Raw genomic sequence first — 19,252 nt, forward strand, 5'->3', positions numbered from 1 at the left:
TGCACGAAGCCCCTCGGGGCCGCATGCAACCCCCATGCCACCCCGTGCGTGTCGAGCTTCGCCTCCCGAGCCCACACTCGCCGTAGAATCGCCGCAAGCACTGTTACGCGAGAAAGTGGGTCATCCACAGATGTCCGGCGGCCACAATCTGGCCATGCTTGTAGGCAATGGCCTCAGCGTGGCTTTCAGCGATCAACTTGCCCTGGGGAGCATCAGCGAAGAAATGATCGATCGCTTCACCTCGCAGTACCCCGGCAGCGACGCTGTTGCTCAGGCCATGCAGAGTGTCGCAAAGCACCAGCTTACCGGCGATCCGGCTAGCGATTTCGAGATACTGATCGGCGCATTCGGTGGCCAGAGCGACATTTTGGACGATCTGGCTACCTTCGCTGATCTAACTAAGAACGGCGATGCCGATATGGCAAACGCGATCTTGAAGGTCCGCAGCTTCGTAAGTGAAGTTCAACGACGCGGTATCGGACATACCCTTGAAATAATAATGGAACGGACGTACTCCGATTGGGGCCGACGAGAGCCCCTCATAAACCTTCTTGATACCGTCCTCAGTCGCTTTGACAAGCATGTCACAATTGCGAATCTCAACTACGACACTTTGATGCTCTCTGCGATCATGACCGTGACCGAGAAGTATCCGCGGATTCTTAACGACATGGCAGATGGACGACGAAACGCGCTGAAAGTCTCTTTCAGCGGCGGCACCCAGAAGTACCCGACCTGGGTGCTTCGTACCTCGCCCGAACAGTTCATGTCGCTCGATGAGCGCAGGCTACGTCTGCTCCATCTACACGGATCACTAACCTTCTGGCGATTCGACGATCAGGCCGTCAAACTTAACGTCGATACGGTCCGCTACAACCCTATCTGGCAAGCGTACCGAGATGAAGATACCTTCAACGGCGAACCACTTGTGGTCTTGGCCAATCAGCACGACAAGGCCCAGCACATTCTTCGCCCGCCTTTCAGCGTTGCCTATGACGTCGCCGAAATCGATCTGATCAACGCTGATCATTGGCTGATCGTCGGATATTCCTTCCGAGATGACTGTGTCAATGACCTTCTAGCTCGTTGCTGGAAAGAGCGAGACCATAAACCCGCCATTCTGGTGTCGAGCTTTGGCAGCGATCTGAAACTGCAAACAGTTGAAGATGCTTTCGAGTGGCCTCGGGGCTCCGCAGCGGCAAACGGCCTCATCATCAACAGGGACGGCGCATTCGAGCTTACAAAATCGACCGATTGGGATGCCTTCGCAACCCCGTAAATCGGTAGGTCCCGGCCTCAAGCTGATTTCAGCGAGGCCGGGACCGTTCGACTAGAGCACAGGCCCCGTGGGAGCCTTTCCCGATGCTGGTACTGAAGCCGTAATGTTTCACCGGCCACATCGGGATGCACTGGCTACTAGTCTAGGCAACCTCGGGCGTCGGCGCCAACTGCCACGCCGAACGGGTTGCATAGCCCAGGGCTGTCACCTGGTCGCACCGTCTCCCACGTCCGAGGCTACTGCCAGCCTGGATGCGGACACTGGCGCTGGGACGGTCACCGCGCCCCTTCGTAGAACCCGGGATATTGCGGTTACTGCGTAGTGTCGGACCGCTCTGACATGATCACCGCATGAGCGACAATGACAGCACTCCCGAAGAACCGCTGTACGGCAAGCAGCCCCTATACACCGACCTACAGCTCACTGCGGATTGGTTCGCCGCGCCCGACATCCATCTTCAAGGCTTCGCGGCCCTCGCCAACCGGGCTCGCGCGGGATTTGGAATCACCCTGTTCACTGCGGCCGGAACGATCGCCGGGACAGTGATCGCGGCCGAGGACTTCTTCTTCGCTCTCGCGGAACTCCAACGAGAGGGCACCCAGGACATCGAGGATGAGGGCCTCCGCAAAGTGGCGGAGAGCATGACCCGCACCAACTTCGAGTTCCCCGCTGAACGTATGCGCGAAGCTCGCGAGAACGATGATGAGAGCGATGACGCGGCGATCATCAACCAGGAGCAACTGACCAGTTTCATCCATCTTCAGGACGCAGTGATCTTCCACGGACCAACGCGACACGATGTCGGATTCATGCGAGTTCAGTTGTCGCACGTGGTCGCCTGGACACTGGGCGGACCACCACGCGACTAACCGCGCAGCCGCACCACGTTGTCGCCGGTCGTCTGCGCCCCCATCGCGGCCAGGGCGTACATGGCGTCGGTGTGGTCGTCCTCGAAGAGGTGCGCGTACACGCTGAGCGTGGTGGTGACCTTGGCGTGCCCCATGAATCGGGCGATCTCCAACGGAGGGATGCCCGCCGCCACGCACAGGCTGGCGTAGGTGTGCCGCAGCGCGTGGAACTTCAGGCCGATCGGCACCGTGCCCACGCGGAGAACCGCTGGACGGAAGACCGCCTTGTAGAAGTTCTGGTGCCGCACCGGGTTGCTCCAGTCCAGGTCTAGGCGCTGCTCGGCGTCCTCCACGGTGAGCGCAGCCAGGGCGTCTGCCTGGCGGGCGGCCTTGGCCTGCGCGGTCTCGGGTTCGTCGGCGGCGCGTACCCCTGTCTGCTTCGGTGGGGTCAGTCGGAACGCCGGGAACAACGGCGCGGTGGGTTCGTCAGCGCGGGGGTGCAGGGCCAGGTAGTCGCGCAACACCTCCACGGTCGCGGGCGTCAGGGGTACTCGTCGCCGGCTCCCCCGCGTCTTGGGGGTGTCGTACCCGCCCGTCGGGCGCGGGCTGAGCGTGCGGTCCACTCGCAGCGTCCCGGGTTTGGGCCTCGCGTTGGGGTTGACCTGCCGCGTAGGCAGCTCCACATCGCCTACCTGCAACCCGCCCAGTTCGGCAGCGCGTAGTCCACTCCATGCGGCCGCATGCACCAGCACGTTGTACGGCCAGGGCGTAGCCGCCACGAGCGCCGACACCTGGTCTGCCGTGAGGAACATGTCGGGGTCGTCCACCACGCCAGGCGTCCCACTGTCGGCGGTGCGCTCGCTCGGCAGCTTCACGTGGTCGGCGGGGTTGTCGCGCAGCAGGCCGTCCACCACCGCCTGCTCCAACACCATCTTCACGACGAAGTACGCGTGCCGCACGGTGCTCGGCTTCTTCCCGGCGTCGGTTAGGGCCTGCACCCACTCGGCGATCTGCTGGCGCGTGATGCTGCCGACCGCCTTACCGCCGAACGTAGCGATGATGGACAGGTGCGCGGTGCTGTTGCCGTTGGCGTCCTTTCGGGCGCGCTTCTTCGGGCTGAGCAGGTTCTCGTACTCGCCCCGCGTTCGTGGCTTCAAGTCGGTGCGGCTGGCGAGCCACGCGTCGGCTGCGTGCGCGAACAGCTGGTCCCTCGGAACGACCACCCCGCCCGGTTGATGCTTGGCTGCGTTCAGCTCGTCGCGGAACTGTTCGGCCGCTTCGCGATCCCCGAACGTGCGCTGTCGGTTGGTGCTGCGCTTGCGTCCGGTGGGGTTGGCCTCGCTCGCCGGGATGGGCAGTCCCCGCTCGTCTCGCCGCGTCTCCTTCCAGATCACCCGGTAGGTCTTCACGGCCTTGCCGCGTTTGCGGTCCTTGGTCTCGTACGTCTTGATCCAGGCCATGTTCAGGCCACCTCCTGTGAGAGTCGGGCGAGCACGCGCCGCACGGTGCTGTAGCTCCAGGTGTCGCCACCTGTGGCCGTCGGCACGCCCTCAGTTGTGAGCCGGGTGGCTATGGCCTTAGCTCCAAGGCCCTGATGCGCCAGCACCTGGATGCGCCGCTGCGTGCTGGTTGGGATTAGTCCCGGTTCGCCCTTACGGCGTTTGGCGTCTAGGGCTTCGCGGGTGCGGGTGCCGATCTTGCGGCGCTCCTCGGCTGCAACGGCCAGACGCACGTCCGCGACGAGTCGCTGGCTCGGGTCGCCGCTGTCGGCACCTTCGGTGTCCAGCAGTCGCCATCCATAGTCGTTCGCGCGCTTCATGATTTGAGCCGCATCCAACTGGTCGCGGGTGACGCGATCCAGCGCACGCACCAGCAGACCCTGAGCCACGCCCGATTCCACAGCGGCCACGGCGACCTGACGCCCGAACATCGCGTCGCTCTTGGCTCCGCTGACTACGTCGGTCGTGACGGTGAGCAGTTCGTGATCGTGCGCGGCGCACCACTGCTCCAGGCTCTCGCGCTGTGCCTCTAGGCCGAGGCCACTGTCCTCCTGGTCCCTCGTGCTGACTCGCACATACCCGATGACTCTCACTTGTCCTGTCCCCCTTGCTAGGTGGTCCGAGGGGTGCGGCCCTGACCGCGCCCCCTGCACCCCATAGTACGGCACAGTGATGCAGGTCACTACTCGACTAGCGTTGTCTCGCTTGATATTTGAAGCCCCGCGACCCGTTGACGCACGGCGCAGGGTGCCCGTGGGCACACCGCGTGGTGTTTGGCTGCGTGTGCGTACTCCAGGTACCTAGGAGCACCCATTGCGGCGCGGGGCTGGGGCCTGTGGTGGCGGCGCGGTGGTGTGCAACCGCTCCAATGCCTCCTCGAACGGGAGGAGGCCCGAACCGGTGGAGCCGGGGCGTGTGGTTTCGGCCGGCGACGGAGCAACCTGTGGCCGGGGCGTAGTGGGGCGTGCCGGTGGGATGTCGTCGTCGGCCACGACGTCAACGTCAATCACCCCGAGTTCGTCGTTGATCCAGTCGTGCTCGGCGTCGTCGGGTTCGCCTCGTCGCGAACGACTCTCAGCGCGAGAGCCTCCCGCAAGCACCACGTCTAACACCTGCTCGAACCCCTTGGGGGTTACGTCCACCTCTATCGCCGTCTTGGCGCTGAGGCCCGCACGGTCCAGCGCATCGCGGATGGCCGCGAGCTTCACCGCTGCGGGGGCGTCGTCGTCGGTAGCGATGCCGAGCAGTTCCTTGGCCATCCGATCGGCGGCGGACTGAAGACGAGCTCTCGCTTTGGCCTGGATGTGTGGCGCGAGACCGCCGTGCGCGGGGCAGACGTTGCCGCCCGCAATAGCGATGCGCGTACACGGCTGGCCGTTGGTCTTCCTTGCGGTGCACACTCGGTCGGGGTTGGGTCGGCGTCCGTCGCCCCACACCACTTCCTTGGGTTTCCGGTTGGCGTCGAACCCTCTCGTCGCGACGATCGGCTCGCTCTCCACTCGCTCGCTCTCGGTGGCGTTCGTTGACTCCACCGAAACCTCAGTGTGTGAATCGTTCTCGTTCATTTCTTTCTCCATCGTTCTGTTTGTGTTGGCCAAACCCATGCCCATGCTGGGCCTGGCTACCTGCCCGTGCTGGCCCCGGCACCACCACCCCGCCGCCCCCTACGGGGGGCGGCATGGGTGGGTGGCAGCACCCATGCGGCATAGGTCCGGCATGGGTGGGCATGGGTCCTGTTGGTGCCGCCGCATCAGGTCATTCCTCCGACTCGACCGACACCTCGACGCGTCCCAGTCGTGTACATGGACCTCGCCGAACCTTGTCGGGTTTGCCGTTCGGGGTCTGCTCCACAGCCAGGTAGCCACGTGCCACGCACCGCTCAATCGCCGCAAGCGCCTTTCGGTCACCAAGCCCGGTGTCGGCGTCTTTAATCTGCTGCTTGGAGATCCACAACCCGCTGTCGTCGTGGTGGGCTTCGGCACCGTCAAGTAGCGCCCATGCAGCCGACGCGATTGCCTCGTCCTCGTGGACTTGGCGGTCGGCGGCGAACCCTTGACTGTCACCGTCCACGAACAGTCGACGGGTTGACGGGTCGTAGTCGAGCGTGACCGACGGGATGCCGTCTATACGACCGACTCCGCTGAGGTATCGCTTGTTGTCGGGCGGGAAGTTTCCCGGCTTGCCGCCATGCCGGTACGACAGCACCACTTCGGGGTCGCCTTCAATCGCGCTGGACCCGCGCGCTCTGGCTCGCCGGTCGTCGTCGGTGTGCCCCGCGTGGTGGATGACGAACGCCGCAGGTACGTCGGCTTCTGCCATGATCGCGCGGATGCCCATCCACCACGCGTTGACCTCGGTTGCGGAGTTCTCGTCACCACGGAAGATTTTCGACAGCGGGTCAAGAACCCACAGCTTGACGTTGTGCTCGCGGAGCCATCGCACGGCGAGCTCGTGCCAGGCCGGAGCAAGAACGTCGACGGTGTACCCGGTCATGTGCAGCATCGCGAGCCGCTTCGCGGGTTCCGGGTCAATTCCGTGCTCGCGTAGCCAACGTTCGTAGGTACTGGCCGACACCTCGGCATTCCAGATTCCTACGCCTCCGTCGTCGGGTAGGTGGGTCGGGTAGGCACCAAACAAGCGCTCGCCGTGTAGCACCGCCCGCACGACGTTCAGCCCAACGGTGGACTTGCCGGTCTTGTTCTGCGCGCTCAACAGCGTCACGCCTTCGCCGATGACCAAGCCCTCAATTAACTGCGCAGGGTCGGGTAGCGGCGATTCAAGGGCCTCGATCATCGTCCGCGTGATGGGGATGCGCATGTCGCGAGAGGCGCGGTTGCGGCGCGCCATCTCATCGGCGTCCAGGTAAATCTCGCGTTCGATGGCCCTCTGCACCACGAGTTGCTCACGTGCATCGGCCTCGGCGCGCATGGGGTCTGCAAAACCCCTCGCCACCAGGTGCCGAGCGGCAGCTTCGTGATCGCCGTCGTGGTTCAAGACCGCGTACGCACCGAACTTGGTGTATGTCTCGTCGTCGCCAGTCTCGAACTCCGTGGACGACGAGAACACATACAGCAGGCCGCTTCCGGCGTAGTTCGTGGTGGCGCTGGTCCCCGACGCCTTACCGGGTCGCGTCCACCGGTCGCTCTGGTCCGTGCTGTGGTCACGTCGCCAACCGTGCGGTTCAAGAATCTCGTCCCAGGTGGTCACCGCGGCCCACGCATCGCCAGGGCGCACACCGAGCATCCCCTGCCCGACCGAACCGCCAAGCTCTACGCGACGTTCGCTCTTGGCCGTCAGGGTACGGCGGTCCTGCTGTCGCGCGAGCGCAAACATCTCGTCGCGCACCTCCACAGAGACGAAGTGGAGGTGGTCGGGAGCCGGCGACAGGTCGCGCCGCGTCGATACATACGTGTCGTCGGTACCGTCATCTTCGACCACCGTCACTTGCATACGTTCAACCAAAAAACTCTCCGGCAGTCGAATGCGTCGGTACGGTCGCCCAGCGGGATGAACCGCCGCAGCCCCTCCCGCAACCACTACGAACCCGCCCACGCCTCGGGTCTCGATCAACACCTCGGACGTCTTGACCACGAAGTCGTTTTCGCCGGTCCATTCCATGTAGCGCGAAATACCCTTGCCCGGTTCAGTTCTGGCGAGCTTAAGGTTCCCTTGCGGCTGGTCCGTGCGATAGATGAGGTGGTAGCCCCTTCCAGGCGTGCGGGCGAGATAGCCGCCGCAGGTGGCACGCAGTTCGTCGGCAAGCCCCGCACGGACCATGTCTCGGCACCACCGCGTGAAGCTGACGTCGTCCTCAAACTCCAGCAGCTCAATGCCGCCAACACCCGTCACAATTCCGAGGCCACGACGCTGCGAGCGGAACCATTCGCCGATCTGCTCGTCACTAGCCGGTGTGTCCTGATATTCCTTCCACGAACCCACAGCGGGCGCTTTACTGCCGTCGGCCTTCACTGGGATGGGAGACGCACCGAGTGCACGCCATGCACGCGCAGCTCTTCGGGTCGCGTTCCGCTGCTTTGATTTTCGCGATTCCTGCAGCTGCCGGGGGCGGGTACTATTGGTCACTGAAGGGCCTTTCGAGGGGTACTTCTTGTTGAGTGAGACGCCGACCCGGCCCGCACCACGTTCCGGGTCGGCGTTCTCTATTGGTCGCTAAACCTGTTGCACTACAACAGGTATGCTGAGGTGCGTCAGTGTTACTGACTCAGAAGGGCGTCAGCTCTCCGCGTGGTTGGGGGCGTTCCACGGTCGAGCCGGGAGCGCCCCCTCGCCCTGTTCGACACCCGCCAGCCTCGCCACGCGCGTTAACGCAGTACGCGCGGGGCCAGGTTGCCGGTCATCCCGATCCATCGGCTCCACAGCCACGTCAGAGGTCTCGGACATGGGGCGCACCGCCGGGTACCGCACGCAGCGGTACACCGCCTGCACCACCCGAAAGCACTCCGGCGGAGTCACTTCCACGTCCGACCACGTTCGGCCGCGATCGTCAATGACTACTCGCCGCCCCCAGCGCCAACACCACCGCACGGCGTATCCCAGCAGCAGGTCGGCAGGAACCTCGCCGTCCGTTGCGCCTTTCGCAACGATCGCAGAACCTGGCGCGCACATTAGATGTACCGGTCATCGCAGCAACCGGTCTCTACCCACCAACGATCGCTGGCGACGTGCCAGTCCAGCCCAGGACCGTGATCAACCGCAAGATCGAAGCGGTGACGACAGCCAGCGCAACTTGGGAACACCCGAGTGAACGCGCCGCAGGTCACCATCAGGTAGTCGTCGATTGCGTCGGTTCTTCCGCACCAGTAGCAGTGGCGACAGCTATAACCCACCACCCGCACCACTCGTCGCGGCGTCCAGGTCGGAGGGACGACGAAAGCGTTCGTGGGCCAATTCCTGCTGTGTAGCACGACGACGCCAACGGGACTGCCGCCGAGGCGAAGCCGCTCGGCTGTCTGGTCGTATTCGGACCGCTTACGCGTGAGGCGCTTGACTGCCTTGGCCCCGGCACACCTAGCCTTACGCGACTCACGGTCGATCAAGTCATCGCTGGTATAGCCGCCACGTTTCTCCGGCAACACCCGACGGCCCATGTTGCTCAGCTCGTAGGGGAACGGCCACTGATCCCATTCGAACACCAACGGCTCGGCTAAGGCACGCATCAGACCATCGACAATCTCGGGGATGCGCCCCGCCAGCGGCGAGAGACACCCTTCCGACAACATCGACGCAAGGATCTGATCAGCCAGAGGGTTCGAAGACCGATCGTTCGTAAAGGCAGGGAATGCCTCGCTTATCCACTTCGGCACCGGTGCGCTCACGCCGCACCGCCGCTCGCGAGCGACATCAACCAATCCCACAGGTCGCGGTCGGCGTACCAGTTGTGACCAGCGACCCGAAAACGACGCAGCGAGCCATCTTCCGTGGCTGTGCGCAACCGGGTAGGTGTTATGCCCGTCACGCCGATCTCCTCAAAGAACCGTAGGGCTCCCTCACGGCCTTTTCGGGTGGGATGACTCGGCAGCGCCTCACGGTTGACCGGACCCACTCGGGTCGGTCGATGCTGCGTTGGCGTGGTGCGCGCGGCGTTGCTCATGGCGTACTCCTCTCGTTCGGAGAGGGGCGGGTCGAGAACTGAAAATGGCGTCCGCGAACACACCCCTCGTGGGGTTGGTGTGTTCGACGCACGCCAGTCTCTGTGGTTTAGCGCGTCGCTCGGGTCCGTTGCGCTGACAGGCTGAGCCTCGTCACAATGTGGCCTTCTACGACAATCTGCAGTTGTAGGTACCGGCTTTGCGGCACCCACAACCATACACTAGTAACCCGTTACCAGTGCACCACTAGCGACGCGAGATCGACTCTGGGGGTGGGTAATACAGGGAAGGGGTGGAACAAGCCGAACCCGCACGGAGTTTGCTACTCGTCTGCGATGCCGTCGAGCAACCGCCCCGGCGTCGTGCCTAGACCAGCCGCAATCTTGACGACGTTCTCCACTCGCGCGCTGCGCTGCCCGCGCTCGATCTGTCCCAGATAGGTCCAGTGCACGCCGATCCGCTCGGCTGCCGCCTCCTGCGAGAGTCCGAGCTCATCGCGGCGCGCACGCACCCGTGCCCCGAACGCTTCAAGCGTCGGGTTGCGCGACGGTTTGTACTCGGCAGGCATGGCCGGTCTAGCTGAAACGCCTAGCGCTGAATCGTCCAGAGCTGAATCGTCGTATCCGCTGGTGAGGTTGAATAGCTCGCGACAGACAATCCGTTCGGCAGGGAGGGCAGCAGTGAGTAACGAAGCAGTTGGGATGATCGGGGTGGCGGTCATTGTGGGGCTCATCTGCGGAGTCCTCACGGCGGGCATGGCGCTAGGCAGAGATCGCAGCGGACTGTGGTTCTTCGCGGGGTTCTTCTTCGGACCGCTCGGCTTGCTCGCGACGGCCCTGCTACTCCGGCAGGGACTCGCGACACCGAAGGGCATGCTCGCCGTGCAGTGCTCCCGTTGCGGAGCGAAACAGAACATCGCCAAGACCGACACCGTGTTCGAGTGCTGGCAGTGCAAGATCGTCAAGCCTCTTCCACCGGTACGCGGCTAGAGACAAACCGATCCCCCGAGGTGAACCGGAACAGGCCCTCGGGGGATCGGCGTGAGCGAGGCAGAGACTACGGCAGTGCCAACCTCGCTCGGTCGCCCGCGCTACACGTCTGCGGCGCGAACTCGGGGACGGACACGTCGACGTCCCCTGTTTCAAGGCGGGAGGGCGCTCTCCCGCCGGTCTGGGGTGGCCTCCGGTGGTGTGTCCGGGTGGCCCGGTGCGTCGGTGTGCGGGCTGCGCCGCCTGCCGGGTGCCCGTGGGTGCGCGGTGCGGCGTCAACGGCCTTGCGAGTGGTCGTTGCGTTCATCGGCGGACCTTTCGCCCTGCGGCTGCGGCCTTCGACGCCGACCGGACGCGCGCCTGACCGACCGACTTGCCGATCTTGTAGCCCGCTGCAGTCGTAGTCGCGGCGAATGCGGCCGAACCACTGGCGGTGGCCTTCACTCCTACGGGAGCAGGTACGGCCATCCCGGCGAGCGCTCCGGCCATCGCGTGACGGCGGACGGTACGCCGGGCCTCTGCTTGTGTTGGTTCCACCCGCGGCGTGTCGGCACTGCGCTGTGTGACTTTGATGCCTGGCGTCGGTGCGAACCGCCCTCGCCGATCGCGACGGTAGGCGCGACTCATGGTGCGTGCCGTCGGTGGCGAGTGCCCAGCTCGTCGGCTAGGGCGCGTAGCCCTTCGGCGTCGGTGGCCGGTGGGGTCTTGCCTCGGTACGGCCCGCCCTGGCTCGGTGGCTCGTTCTCCAAGCCGGGCGGCACGTTCCCAGACCCCCACGAGTATTCGCCGGCCTCTGGGCCGAAGTCGGGCGCGGTCACTACGTCCACGCCCATTCGGGAGCTTCGTACGCACCCGACGCCTTCACCTGCACGATGCACGCCGCTCCGCGATACCGAACGCCTGTGCCGAACGAGCGCTGGAAGTAGCTGTCCTGCAGTGGGTAGCGCTGATCGCGGCCCGGGATAACGCGTAACCCTTGATAGATCGGGTTCGCGTGCTGGCGGAATGCGACAGGATTGCTCGGCGAGTTCGGTCCGCCCGTCGCCACCACCGCGATGTACCCCTGCGGCAGGTAGAAGCTCGGCACGACCCACGCGGGACCGAAGCTGCCGAGCACTTCCAGGCCGCCGAACTCACCCGGCGCGACCTGGCCAACCACATTCTCGTCGGTGAGGTAGGCGGGTGCGGTGGCGCTCGGGATGAAGTCGTACTTGGCCTCCACCCCGTTGGTCTCTACACCTCGGCGGAACGTGGCGATCACTTCGGCGTCGGCGGGGTGGCACAGCACCAACAGACGACTATTTACCGTGGTCCCGAACCCGTGGCTACGCACCTGGTTGATTCCGTCCACCAGGTCGCCGGGATCGAGCGCTGCATTACCCGACACCAAGTAGTGCGACAGGTCGCTGGTGAAGGTCCGGCCCGCGTACGGCGGCGGCACCATTCCGTCGGTGCCGTTGTACAGGCCGTAGACCTTGTGGGCGAATTCGTTCAGACCCTCGGTGGGGTTGTAGAGCCGCCGGAGGATGGTACCGGTGACTTTGCGATTGTCAGATTCCAACGCGCGGTTGATCACCGAACGTACCTGCTCGGCGGTGGCGCTACGCAGGAACTTCCACGTGGTGCGGCTGGCGAGGTCGTAATCCTCAAAGTCGTAACCGAGGATCAGCGCGTCGGGTTCGGCGCGCAGGCCGGTCGGTTCGCCGAATTCGCTGGCCTTCTCGAAGTGATCGCCGCCGACAGTCTGCGGAATGGCATCGCCGACGTTGATGGTGCTGTAGCTGATGAGTGATGCCAGGGCGTTGCGGCGCTTGTTCCACGACGCCATGAGCGCTGCGGCTTCGTCCCAGATGCGGTTGAGGTCGACGCCGTCGGCGGTATGCGAAGCGAGGACATCGCCTTGCGAGGAATACCCCGATGCGGGATCGCCACCGAAGGCGAATAGCTGTGCGGTAGTCATTGTGTGTACTCCAATTCGGACTGATTGCTGGACGAGACATTTCGCCGGCTCCTGCCTTGCGAGAAACCCGACCTCAGGCCGAATCGGTATTCACTTAGACGGCTAGGCACTGCCCGCCGGAATGTGCTGCGCTCCGCTCGTCTGCTGGGCGAGCAACTACCGGCTGTGCGGGCGGCCCCGTAACGCGGTGTATGCGGCCACCGTATGCCCATCGCTGGGCTGTGCGCTAGGGCTACCGCACCGACCGGCGAACCACTGCCGTGCTACCCCTGTGCTACCCACCGGCGCTGCTTTGGCGGTGTGCCGCCGGTGCCCGCTACTACGCCGCAGGTGGCGAGAAGTGGCCTCTCAACTGGCCTAATGAACAATTCAGCTTCACGTTGGCGCAGGCGGCCCGCACACCCGTTCGGACGCCGAAACACTTTCCCAAGCTGAATACGCGGGTTCGATTCCCGTCATCGGCTCCACCAGCACAGCAGAGAGCGGGTATCTGCCGCTCTCTGCTGACGTCTAGGCGACCTTCACCCCGGCGTGGATACAAGAGTTTGTCGGCGCTACATGAGAAGGTTGAGCGTCCCCGGTCAGGCCCTCACCAGGAGCTCCAGTCATGCTCGTTAGACAACTCGGATGGGCAAGCACCAGCCTGCTGTCTGTCGTCTCGATTTTCCTCGGAGCGGTTCAGGTTTCGAACCAAGTGCCCAACTGGGCACTGGTCGTAATCGGGGCGGTGGTGCTTATCGCTTCCATTCTTGCCTTTCCGTTCAAAAGGGAAGACGACTCGCCCGCTCGTGTAATGAACAAGTTGCGTTTCTCGGGACCAACATTCGTAGCGGGCGATAACTCAACACAGCTCCACAGCACTGGCAAGAACGCGAATATCCGTATTGAAAACCGGAGAGACTCGTGAGCAAGCTACAAGCGGGGGACCAAAGTAACCAAGCGCTAGTCGAGAACGGCACGGTCGTATTTAACGGCCATACTTACGGAGAGATTCGACAAATAGCCATCGATGTCGCCAAGGCCGAGGTGTTGCCAGCAGCTCGAGCGGTGGCTGCGGAGCTCATCGAGGACCGGGTTAATATCATCACCGATATGGTTCTTAGAGCCATAATGAAGCGAGATTCCGAACTGCTTCGAAGTTTTTCCAACCCGCGTTTTCTCGCGCCGCTTGTTAGCGCCCAAAAGAGCTACGCAGAAACTGGCGACGATGAGCTCGGGTCCGTGCTATCCGGATTGCTAACCAGCCTGGCGAGCGAGCCAATCCGAACACGCAAGGAAATTGTGCTGCGGGAGGCGATCGAGTGCGCACCTAAACTCACCAGTCAACACCTTGGCGCCCTCAGCGCTATCCTGCTACTCCAGCGTTTTTCTTTCCAAGTTGCGCGAAATCTGGACCATCTACTCGAGATGATGGACGAATTCTTGCAACCCTATTATCGTGCCATCCCCAATTCTGCATTCGAGTTGCAGTATATGGCGGCCACTCCCGCAGGTTCGTACCTCCCATTTGGAGCGACAACGGTATATAAGGTTGTGCGTAATAGCCACCCACAAGCACTCTACGATCATATCGACGAAGCGGACCTGAAGGAGAACTTCGATCTCTCACAGCCATCGGTCAATGACGAGCTTCGAGCGGTTCTGGCCAAGCTTCCCGCCGCCAGTCCGGAGGAGGAGAATCGTTTTAAGATCAAGGTTAGCGAATCCCCTAGATTGTTGTCGGACTCGTCGGCAAAACAGCGCCGCCTGAACTCAACTGAACAGCGGCTTCGAGAGATTGTCCTCGCTAAATCTGTTAGTTCGACAGAATTGAGCAACAAAGCGCACGCGAACTATCCGCAACTCGCCGAGTTCCTTGACACCTTGGAGAGTTGCCATGCTGTCGAATTTCAATTGTCGCCTGTGGGCATGATGCTGGCCCGCCACGAAATAGTCAGCCGAACACCCGAACTGGCTAACGATATCGATTCAATCTTCAACGACTAGGACGCCTCGCTACTGCTAAATCTAGCTAGTCAGGCGCACCACGTTCTCGCCGGTCGCGGGCACACCCATCGCGGCCAGGGCGCTCATCACGTTGGTGTGGTCGTCCTCGAACAGGTGCGCGTAGACGCTGAGCGTGGTGGTGACCCTGGCGTGCCCCATGAACGGCCCGCAACGCCCACAGCTAGCTCGGCCCCGAGGGCGGAGCACCCAGACAGCGAGATGGACATGTCTGCCGCGAGTGCAGTTGACTTGTCCTCCGCGCCAGTGCGGGACTCCAACGGCCCCGCACACCCGAAACTCCGCCTCGCACAGACCTACCCCGGCTCAGCGAGGCGGGGTTTCTCCTGGGCGCTGTTCTATGACATTCTCCTGACATGGGAGAGGGACCAATTGGCTCTGAGCGCTTACTGGAGCTTGCTGCATCCGTAGTCGCAGACTGGCATGAGTACCTCGACCGAGAACCCACAACGAAAGCGCACATGCTTCCGCGAGCCGCTTGCCTGTATGGGCTAGCGATGCACAACACAAACCTTCTGGAGTTCGTTTCGCAGTCGCACCGAGGTGGAACCAGTCCGCTCTTCCTCATGCCTCAGATCCGAACAATCTTCGAGACTGGAATCACAGGGCAGTGGATCGCACAGGTCGATGACGCGGCAAGTGCATGGATCAACGACGGACGTCGCCAGAGCGTGAATCTGGTAGATAGATTACGCAATTCCAGCAATGACGCCTTCCGGGCCGCGGCCGACCCGATCGAAAATGCTCGCGTCAACTACGCGCCTCTGCCGTCAACGTCCGGCCAAGTAGCGCGGAGCTTCGAGAACATCTGCGACGAGATCGGCACCGGGGCAGACGGCTCATATCAGTACTACAAAGTGATGTGCGGTTTCACGCATCCGTCTGTAGACCTCTCGGATCAATATTTAGCGGATGAGCAGGGCGACCCGCCAACTGGCCTACATGGTCTGCGGGCACCGAAGTTCGACGACACCGATGTTTGGCTCTATCTCGCAGTAGCTGGCACCGTGTGGGCCCAGATTGCGTTCCAGTACGGCGCGAAGGATCGCATTTTGCGGAGCGCGCTCAGGGCGACCGCAAACGAGCTAGGTCTCTTACTCGACCTAAAACCAACGGATAAGGCGTGGCTACGTCAGAACAGTCTTTGAACCGGGTCGCACACCCCGCCGACACTCCACCTGGTGCTACGACGAGGTGCATTCGGACCGCCCACAGCCCGCTACAGCCCGCCCAAAGTGGCGTCAAATTGCGCGTTACGTTGTGCTTACGGGTTGAGCATGAGGTGTTGTGTCGCAGGTAGACCGCACACCCGTTCGGACCGAAACACGTTCCAAGCTGAATACGCGGGTTCGATTCCCGTCATCGGCTCCACCATCACCGCAGTTAGACCGGTTTTCCACCTCTTTCCGTCGGCATCCCGACGACCCCACCCCGGTCAGGGTCCCGCACCCCGCCCAGCGCACGTGTTCCTCCGTGGTCGAGACCCGAGCGACGAAGACGGTTGCGAAGTTCAGAAGACGGCGGCAGCGATCGAGATCCACACGGGTAGGAACACCACCGCCGCAATCGTCTGCAGAGCGATGATCGTCGCCATCAGATCGGCATCGCCACCATGGCGGCGGGCCAGCAGATACGCGCTCGACGCCGTGGGCAGTGCCTGGAAGAGCACAGCGACGATCGCGGCCTCACCGGAAAGTCCGACGATCGAACACATCGCGAGGGTCAATCCTGGGACCACCCCGAAACGGAACGCCGACGCGGCGGCGACCGGGATGGCGGTGTCCTTCCAATGTCGGGAATCGAGGACGAGACCGGCCCCGACGCACAGCAGACCAACGGGAAGCGCAGCACCACCGAGTAGTTCGAAGAGGTCGCCCAGGATGCCGTTTACGGCGCCGACGACGTCGATCCTGCCGGCGGCTTCTCCGAATGCTGTGGCCGCGACCAAGTTCGCCACCAAGCCGAGAACACTCCCGACGACGAGTGGATTGGTGGCCACGGCACGTGCAACAGCGAGGGGCCGAAGGCGTCGATGGCCGAACCGGGCCAGGACGATCGTCGAGGTGACGTTGACCGTGGGCACCAGGACCGCGTTGGCCAGCACGGCGAGCTCGAGCCCCTCACGTCCGAACAGCACGGTCGAGACCGCCAGTCCGACATAGTTGTTGAATCGCACCGCACCCTGGAAGACGGAGGTGAACGCCGGCCCATCGAGTCGCGGAAGCCGTCGGGTGGGGAGGACCAGGGCCGCCGCACCTACCGATGAGACCAACAGCACCACGGCGATGGTCGTCACCGGAGTGCCGGTGAGGTCCGCCGTGGCGAGGCTGTGGAAGAAGAGGACGGGAAGAAAGACCGTGTAGGCGAGATCTCCGAGTTGGCGCCAGAAGTCCCCGGCGACGACCCACCGCCGCCGCAGAGCCCAGCCGAGTGAGACCAGCAACACGGAGGGCGCCAAGGCCACGACTATCGGCGTCAACGACACGGTCTTGTCTACCCCATTCTCGGACGCGATCGAAACCGCGCCGCCGGCGTGCAATCATCGAACGAGTCGGGCCGACGCCACAGTCGGTCCTCGTCATCCCAGGACGCACACATGCATCTGCCCGCGATGAGAACTCCGATTCTGGTGCTGAGCATCGGCCTGCTCCTGAGCTGGCTGCTGCCGCCGCCCGCACATGCGGCGCCCAACCGGGTGGATGCCACGCCGACCGGATTGACCCTCGACGGACGCCAGTGGTGGCCATCCGGATTCGACGCCTACCAGCTGGCCACCGATTGGTCGGTGAATGCCGGTTGCGGAGCGATGGTTGATCTCGACGACTATTTCGCCGCCTTACCTCCGCATTCGCTCACTCGCTTCAATCTGTTCGCTCAACTGGCCGTGAACAAGTACACCCAGCAATTGGATTTCGGGCCGATGGATGCCGTCTTCGACGCCGCCGCGCGGCACGGTCAGATAGTCTTGCCTGTCCTCGCGGCCGCCGATGGCGCATGCGAGAGCGGAGTTTTCAAGGAACGAGACTGGTACCGATCCGGCTGGCGAACCGTCGCCGGCGCGGGTGGACTCACGTTCGAGCAGTGGGTCAGGACGGCAGTGGGACGCTGGAAGAGCAGGTCGGCCCTGGCGGGATGGGAATTGGTGGGTGAACCCGAACCGTCCATCTGTGGCGATCAGTCGTGTGGATGGCAGCAGCGGTCCTGCCCGGTCGACGCCGCGCGCGTACTGCGGTCGTTTTTCGGCAGCGCAGGTGCGATGGTCGCCCGGCTGCACGGCGGGGCGGTGATCTGGTCCGGCTTCACCGGCGGTGGCCAGTGCGGCACCGCCGGGCCCGACTACCAGTACGTCGCCGGCTCCCCGTACGTGGACGTCCTGGACTATCACGACTACGGTGCGGACGGTGTCGCGCTCCCCGGGGATCAGTGGAACGGACTGGCCGAACGTCTACGCCAGGCACGCGCAGTCGGAAAACCCCTCGCGGTGAACGAGATCGGCCAGCATGCCGGCTCATGCGGTTCGACGTCCGAGCGCGTCGACGACTTCCGAACCAAGATCGCCGGGCAGCGGGCGGCCGGGACGGCAACCGCACTGTTCTGGGCATTCGTCCCGGACCCGAGGCACGACCAGTGCACCTACGACATCGGTCCCGGTGACCCGGTGCACGAACTGGTCTCCGAACTGACCAGCCTCGATTGAGGGTCAGCACTCGGGCAACAGTGCAATACCCGGCCGACGGGCCGACCGGCCGTTAGACTCTGCCGATGTCCAGTCCCCTGGGGATCACCCCCGACGAGTCGCTGCGCAAGGGACTTCAGAGTCGTCATATCAGCATGCTCGCGCTCGGCGGCGCCATCGGCACCGGCTTGTTCGTCGCCTCGGGCGCCACCATCTCAGACGCGGGCCCGGGTGGCGCCATCCTGGCGTATCTGCTGATGGGCTGCATGGTCTTCTTCCTGATGCAGAGCCTCGGCGAGATGTCGGCATACATCCCGTGCAGCAACCCGTTCGAGGAGTACGGAAAGCGCTTCGTGTCCAAGTCCTTCGGCTTCGCAGCCGGGTGGAACTACTGGCTCAACTGGTCGGTCACCCTGGCCGCCGAGTTGGTGGCCGCCGGGCTGATCATGAAGTACTGGGCACCCGACGTGCCGTCGTGGATCTGGTCGGTCGTGTTCCTGGCGGGTCTGCTGGCGCTGAACCTGTTCGCGGTCAAGGCGTTCGGCGAGGCCGAGTTCTGGTTCGCGGCGATCAAGGTCATCGCGGTGGTCGTCTTCCTCATCGTCGGCGTGCTGCTGATTCTCGGTGTCGTCGGCGACCGTCCGTCGCCGGGCTTCAGCAACTGGACGATCGACGACGCCCCGTTCGTGGACTTCCCGCTCGGCATGCTGTCGGTCTTCCTCATCGCCGGTTTCGCATTCCAGGGCACCGAGATGATCGCGGTCGCCGCCGGCGAGGCGGTCGAACCGAAGACGGCGATTCCGCGCGCCGTGCGCACCGTCTTCGTGCGCATCCTGCTGTTCTACATCGGCACCCTGACCGTGATCGCGTTCCTGATCCCGTACACCGACCCCAATTTGCTGAATGCGTCCGAGGAGAACATCGCGATCGCCCCGTTCACCCTCGTGTTCTCCGACGCGGGGATCGCGGTGGCGGCATCGATGATGAACGCCGTGATCCTGATCGCGATCCTGTCGGCGGGCAATGCGAGCCTGTTCGCGGCAACCCGCGCGTTGTACGGCCTGTCGGTGCAGGGCAACGCCCCACGTGTGTTCGCCTGGGTCACGCGATCAGGAGTGCCACTCCTCGCCGTGGCCGCGACGACGGCCATCGGCGCCCTCTGCTTCCTGGCGAGTCGGGTGGGCGACGGTCGCGCGTATGTGTGGCTGGTCACCGCCTCGTCGGTGGCGGGCTTCATCACGTGGATGGGTATCGCGTGGGCCCACTATCGTTTTCGTCGGGCGTGGCAGGCGCAGGGTCTGGACCTCGGCAGGGGGTGTCAGATGGTCTGTGTAAGTCCGGTGCTCATCAGTGAGAGGACAATCTATGAGCATGGCGTTAGACGACAA

Annotated in this window: 18 protein-coding genes; 7 read left to right on the forward strand and 11 right to left on the reverse strand. The window is 63.5% G+C overall.

Annotated features, from left to right (window positions below; translation table 11 throughout):
* Positions 1–154: 154 nt before the first annotated feature.
* Together B1818_RS21985 and B1818_RS21990 are read left to right on the forward strand one after the other, a co-directional pair.
* Complete coding sequence (locus B1818_RS21985; protein WP_176455975.1) at positions 155–1,279, forward strand: SIR2 family protein; 1,125 nt, start codon at positions 155–157, stop codon at positions 1,277–1,279.
* Positions 1,280–1,629: 350 nt separating this feature from the next.
* The gene (locus B1818_RS21990) at positions 1,630–2,148 is read left to right on the forward strand and encodes a hypothetical protein (protein WP_078114015.1); all 519 of its coding nucleotides are present in this window, start codon (positions 1,630–1,632) and stop codon (positions 2,146–2,148) included.
* Here B1818_RS21990 and B1818_RS21995 read toward each other — a convergent pair.
* The 7 genes from B1818_RS21995 to B1818_RS22025 all read right to left on the reverse strand — a co-directional run bounded on the left by B1818_RS21995 (position 2,145) and on the right by B1818_RS22025 (position 9,803).
* Positions 2,145–3,587 carry a tyrosine-type recombinase/integrase gene (locus B1818_RS21995; protein ID WP_078114016.1) on the reverse strand — a complete coding sequence of 481 codons (1,443 nt, stop codon included), beginning with the start codon at positions 3,585–3,587 and terminating at the stop codon, positions 2,145–2,147. The two genes, B1818_RS21990 and B1818_RS21995, sit on opposite strands and share 4 nt — an antisense overlap.
* Before the next feature lie 2 nt (positions 3,588–3,589).
* Positions 3,590–4,219: a recombinase family protein gene (locus B1818_RS22000; RefSeq protein ID WP_078114017.1), complete on the reverse strand. Its 630-nt coding sequence runs from the start codon at positions 4,217–4,219 to the stop codon at positions 3,590–3,592.
* Positions 4,220–4,426: 207 nt separating this feature from the next.
* Entirely contained in the window at positions 4,427–5,191 is a 765-nt protein-coding gene (locus B1818_RS22005; RefSeq protein WP_078114018.1) for a hypothetical protein, read from the reverse strand.
* Between the two features lie 190 nt (positions 5,192–5,381).
* Positions 5,382–7,595 carry an AAA family ATPase gene (locus B1818_RS22010; RefSeq protein ID WP_139363077.1) on the reverse strand — a complete coding sequence of 738 codons (2,214 nt, stop codon included), beginning with the start codon at positions 7,593–7,595 and terminating at the stop codon, positions 5,382–5,384.
* Positions 7,596–8,251: 656 nt separating this feature from the next.
* Positions 8,252–8,962: a hypothetical protein gene (locus tag B1818_RS22020; RefSeq protein WP_139363078.1), complete on the reverse strand. Its 711-nt coding sequence runs from the start codon at positions 8,960–8,962 to the stop codon at positions 8,252–8,254.
* On the reverse strand, positions 8,959–9,237 hold the full coding sequence (locus B1818_RS24055) for a hypothetical protein (RefSeq protein ID WP_139363079.1): 279 nt from the start codon (positions 9,235–9,237) through the stop codon (positions 8,959–8,961). The genes B1818_RS22020 and B1818_RS24055 overlap by 4 nt, the downstream gene beginning before the upstream one ends.
* Positions 9,238–9,557: 320 nt before the next feature.
* Positions 9,558–9,803 carry a helix-turn-helix domain-containing protein gene (locus B1818_RS22025; protein ID WP_078114022.1) on the reverse strand — a complete coding sequence of 82 codons (246 nt, stop codon included), beginning with the start codon at positions 9,801–9,803 and terminating at the stop codon, positions 9,558–9,560.
* Between the two features lie 112 nt (positions 9,804–9,915).
* On the opposite strand from B1818_RS22025, the gene B1818_RS22030 reads away from it, so the two are divergent.
* A complete protein-coding gene (locus B1818_RS22030; RefSeq protein ID WP_139363080.1) occupies positions 9,916–10,224 on the forward strand; it encodes a hypothetical protein in 309 nt (102 codons plus the stop codon).
* 303 nt (positions 10,225–10,527) lie between these two features.
* On the opposite strand, the gene B1818_RS24060 is transcribed toward B1818_RS22030, so the two are convergent.
* Together B1818_RS24060 and B1818_RS22035 are read right to left on the reverse strand one after the other, a co-directional pair.
* Entirely contained in the window at positions 10,528–10,713 is a 186-nt protein-coding gene (locus tag B1818_RS24060; RefSeq protein WP_139363081.1) for a hypothetical protein, read from the reverse strand.
* 328 nt (positions 10,714–11,041) lie between these two features.
* Positions 11,042–12,052, reverse strand: a complete 1,011-nt coding sequence (locus tag B1818_RS22035) for a hypothetical protein (RefSeq protein WP_254859831.1) — start codon at positions 12,050–12,052, stop codon at positions 11,042–11,044.
* 1,035 nt (positions 12,053–13,087) lie between these two features.
* On the opposite strand from B1818_RS22035, the gene B1818_RS22040 reads away from it, so the two are divergent.
* On the forward strand, positions 13,088–14,170 hold the full coding sequence (locus B1818_RS22040; RefSeq protein WP_139363082.1) for an LPO_1073/Vpar_1526 family protein: 1,083 nt from the start codon (positions 13,088–13,090) through the stop codon (positions 14,168–14,170).
* Between the two features lie 21 nt (positions 14,171–14,191).
* On the opposite strand, the gene B1818_RS24245 is transcribed toward B1818_RS22040, so the two are convergent.
* Positions 14,192–14,329, reverse strand: coding sequence for a hypothetical protein (locus B1818_RS24245; RefSeq protein WP_176455976.1), 138 nt, complete (start codon positions 14,327–14,329; stop codon positions 14,192–14,194).
* A 425-nt stretch (positions 14,330–14,754) separates the two neighbouring features.
* Between B1818_RS24245 and B1818_RS22050 the strand changes: the two genes are divergently transcribed.
* The gene (locus tag B1818_RS22050) at positions 14,755–15,336 is read left to right on the forward strand and encodes a DUF5677 domain-containing protein (RefSeq protein ID WP_139363083.1); all 582 of its coding nucleotides are present in this window, start codon (positions 14,755–14,757) and stop codon (positions 15,334–15,336) included.
* A 362-nt stretch (positions 15,337–15,698) separates the two neighbouring features.
* Here B1818_RS22050 and B1818_RS22055 read toward each other — a convergent pair whose 3' ends face one another.
* Positions 15,699–16,646, reverse strand: a complete 948-nt coding sequence (locus tag B1818_RS22055; protein ID WP_217700291.1) for an AEC family transporter — start codon at positions 16,644–16,646, stop codon at positions 15,699–15,701.
* A 138-nt stretch (positions 16,647–16,784) separates the two neighbouring features.
* On the opposite strand from B1818_RS22055, the gene B1818_RS22060 reads away from it, so the two are divergent.
* Both B1818_RS22060 and B1818_RS22065 read left to right on the forward strand, forming a co-directional pair.
* On the forward strand, positions 16,785–17,885 hold the full coding sequence (locus B1818_RS22060; protein ID WP_078114028.1) for a beta-mannosidase: 1,101 nt from the start codon (positions 16,785–16,787) through the stop codon (positions 17,883–17,885).
* Positions 17,886–17,950: 65 nt separating this feature from the next.
* Positions 17,951–19,252, forward strand: a 1,302-nt coding sequence (locus B1818_RS22065; RefSeq protein WP_254859833.1) for an amino acid permease, incomplete at its 3' end; no start/stop codon positions are given.

Origin of the sequence: Gordonia sp. IITR100 (genome assembly GCF_002009645.1) — a bacterium.
GTDB classification, from domain to species: domain Bacteria; phylum Actinomycetota; class Actinomycetes; order Mycobacteriales; family Mycobacteriaceae; genus Gordonia; species Gordonia hongkongensis.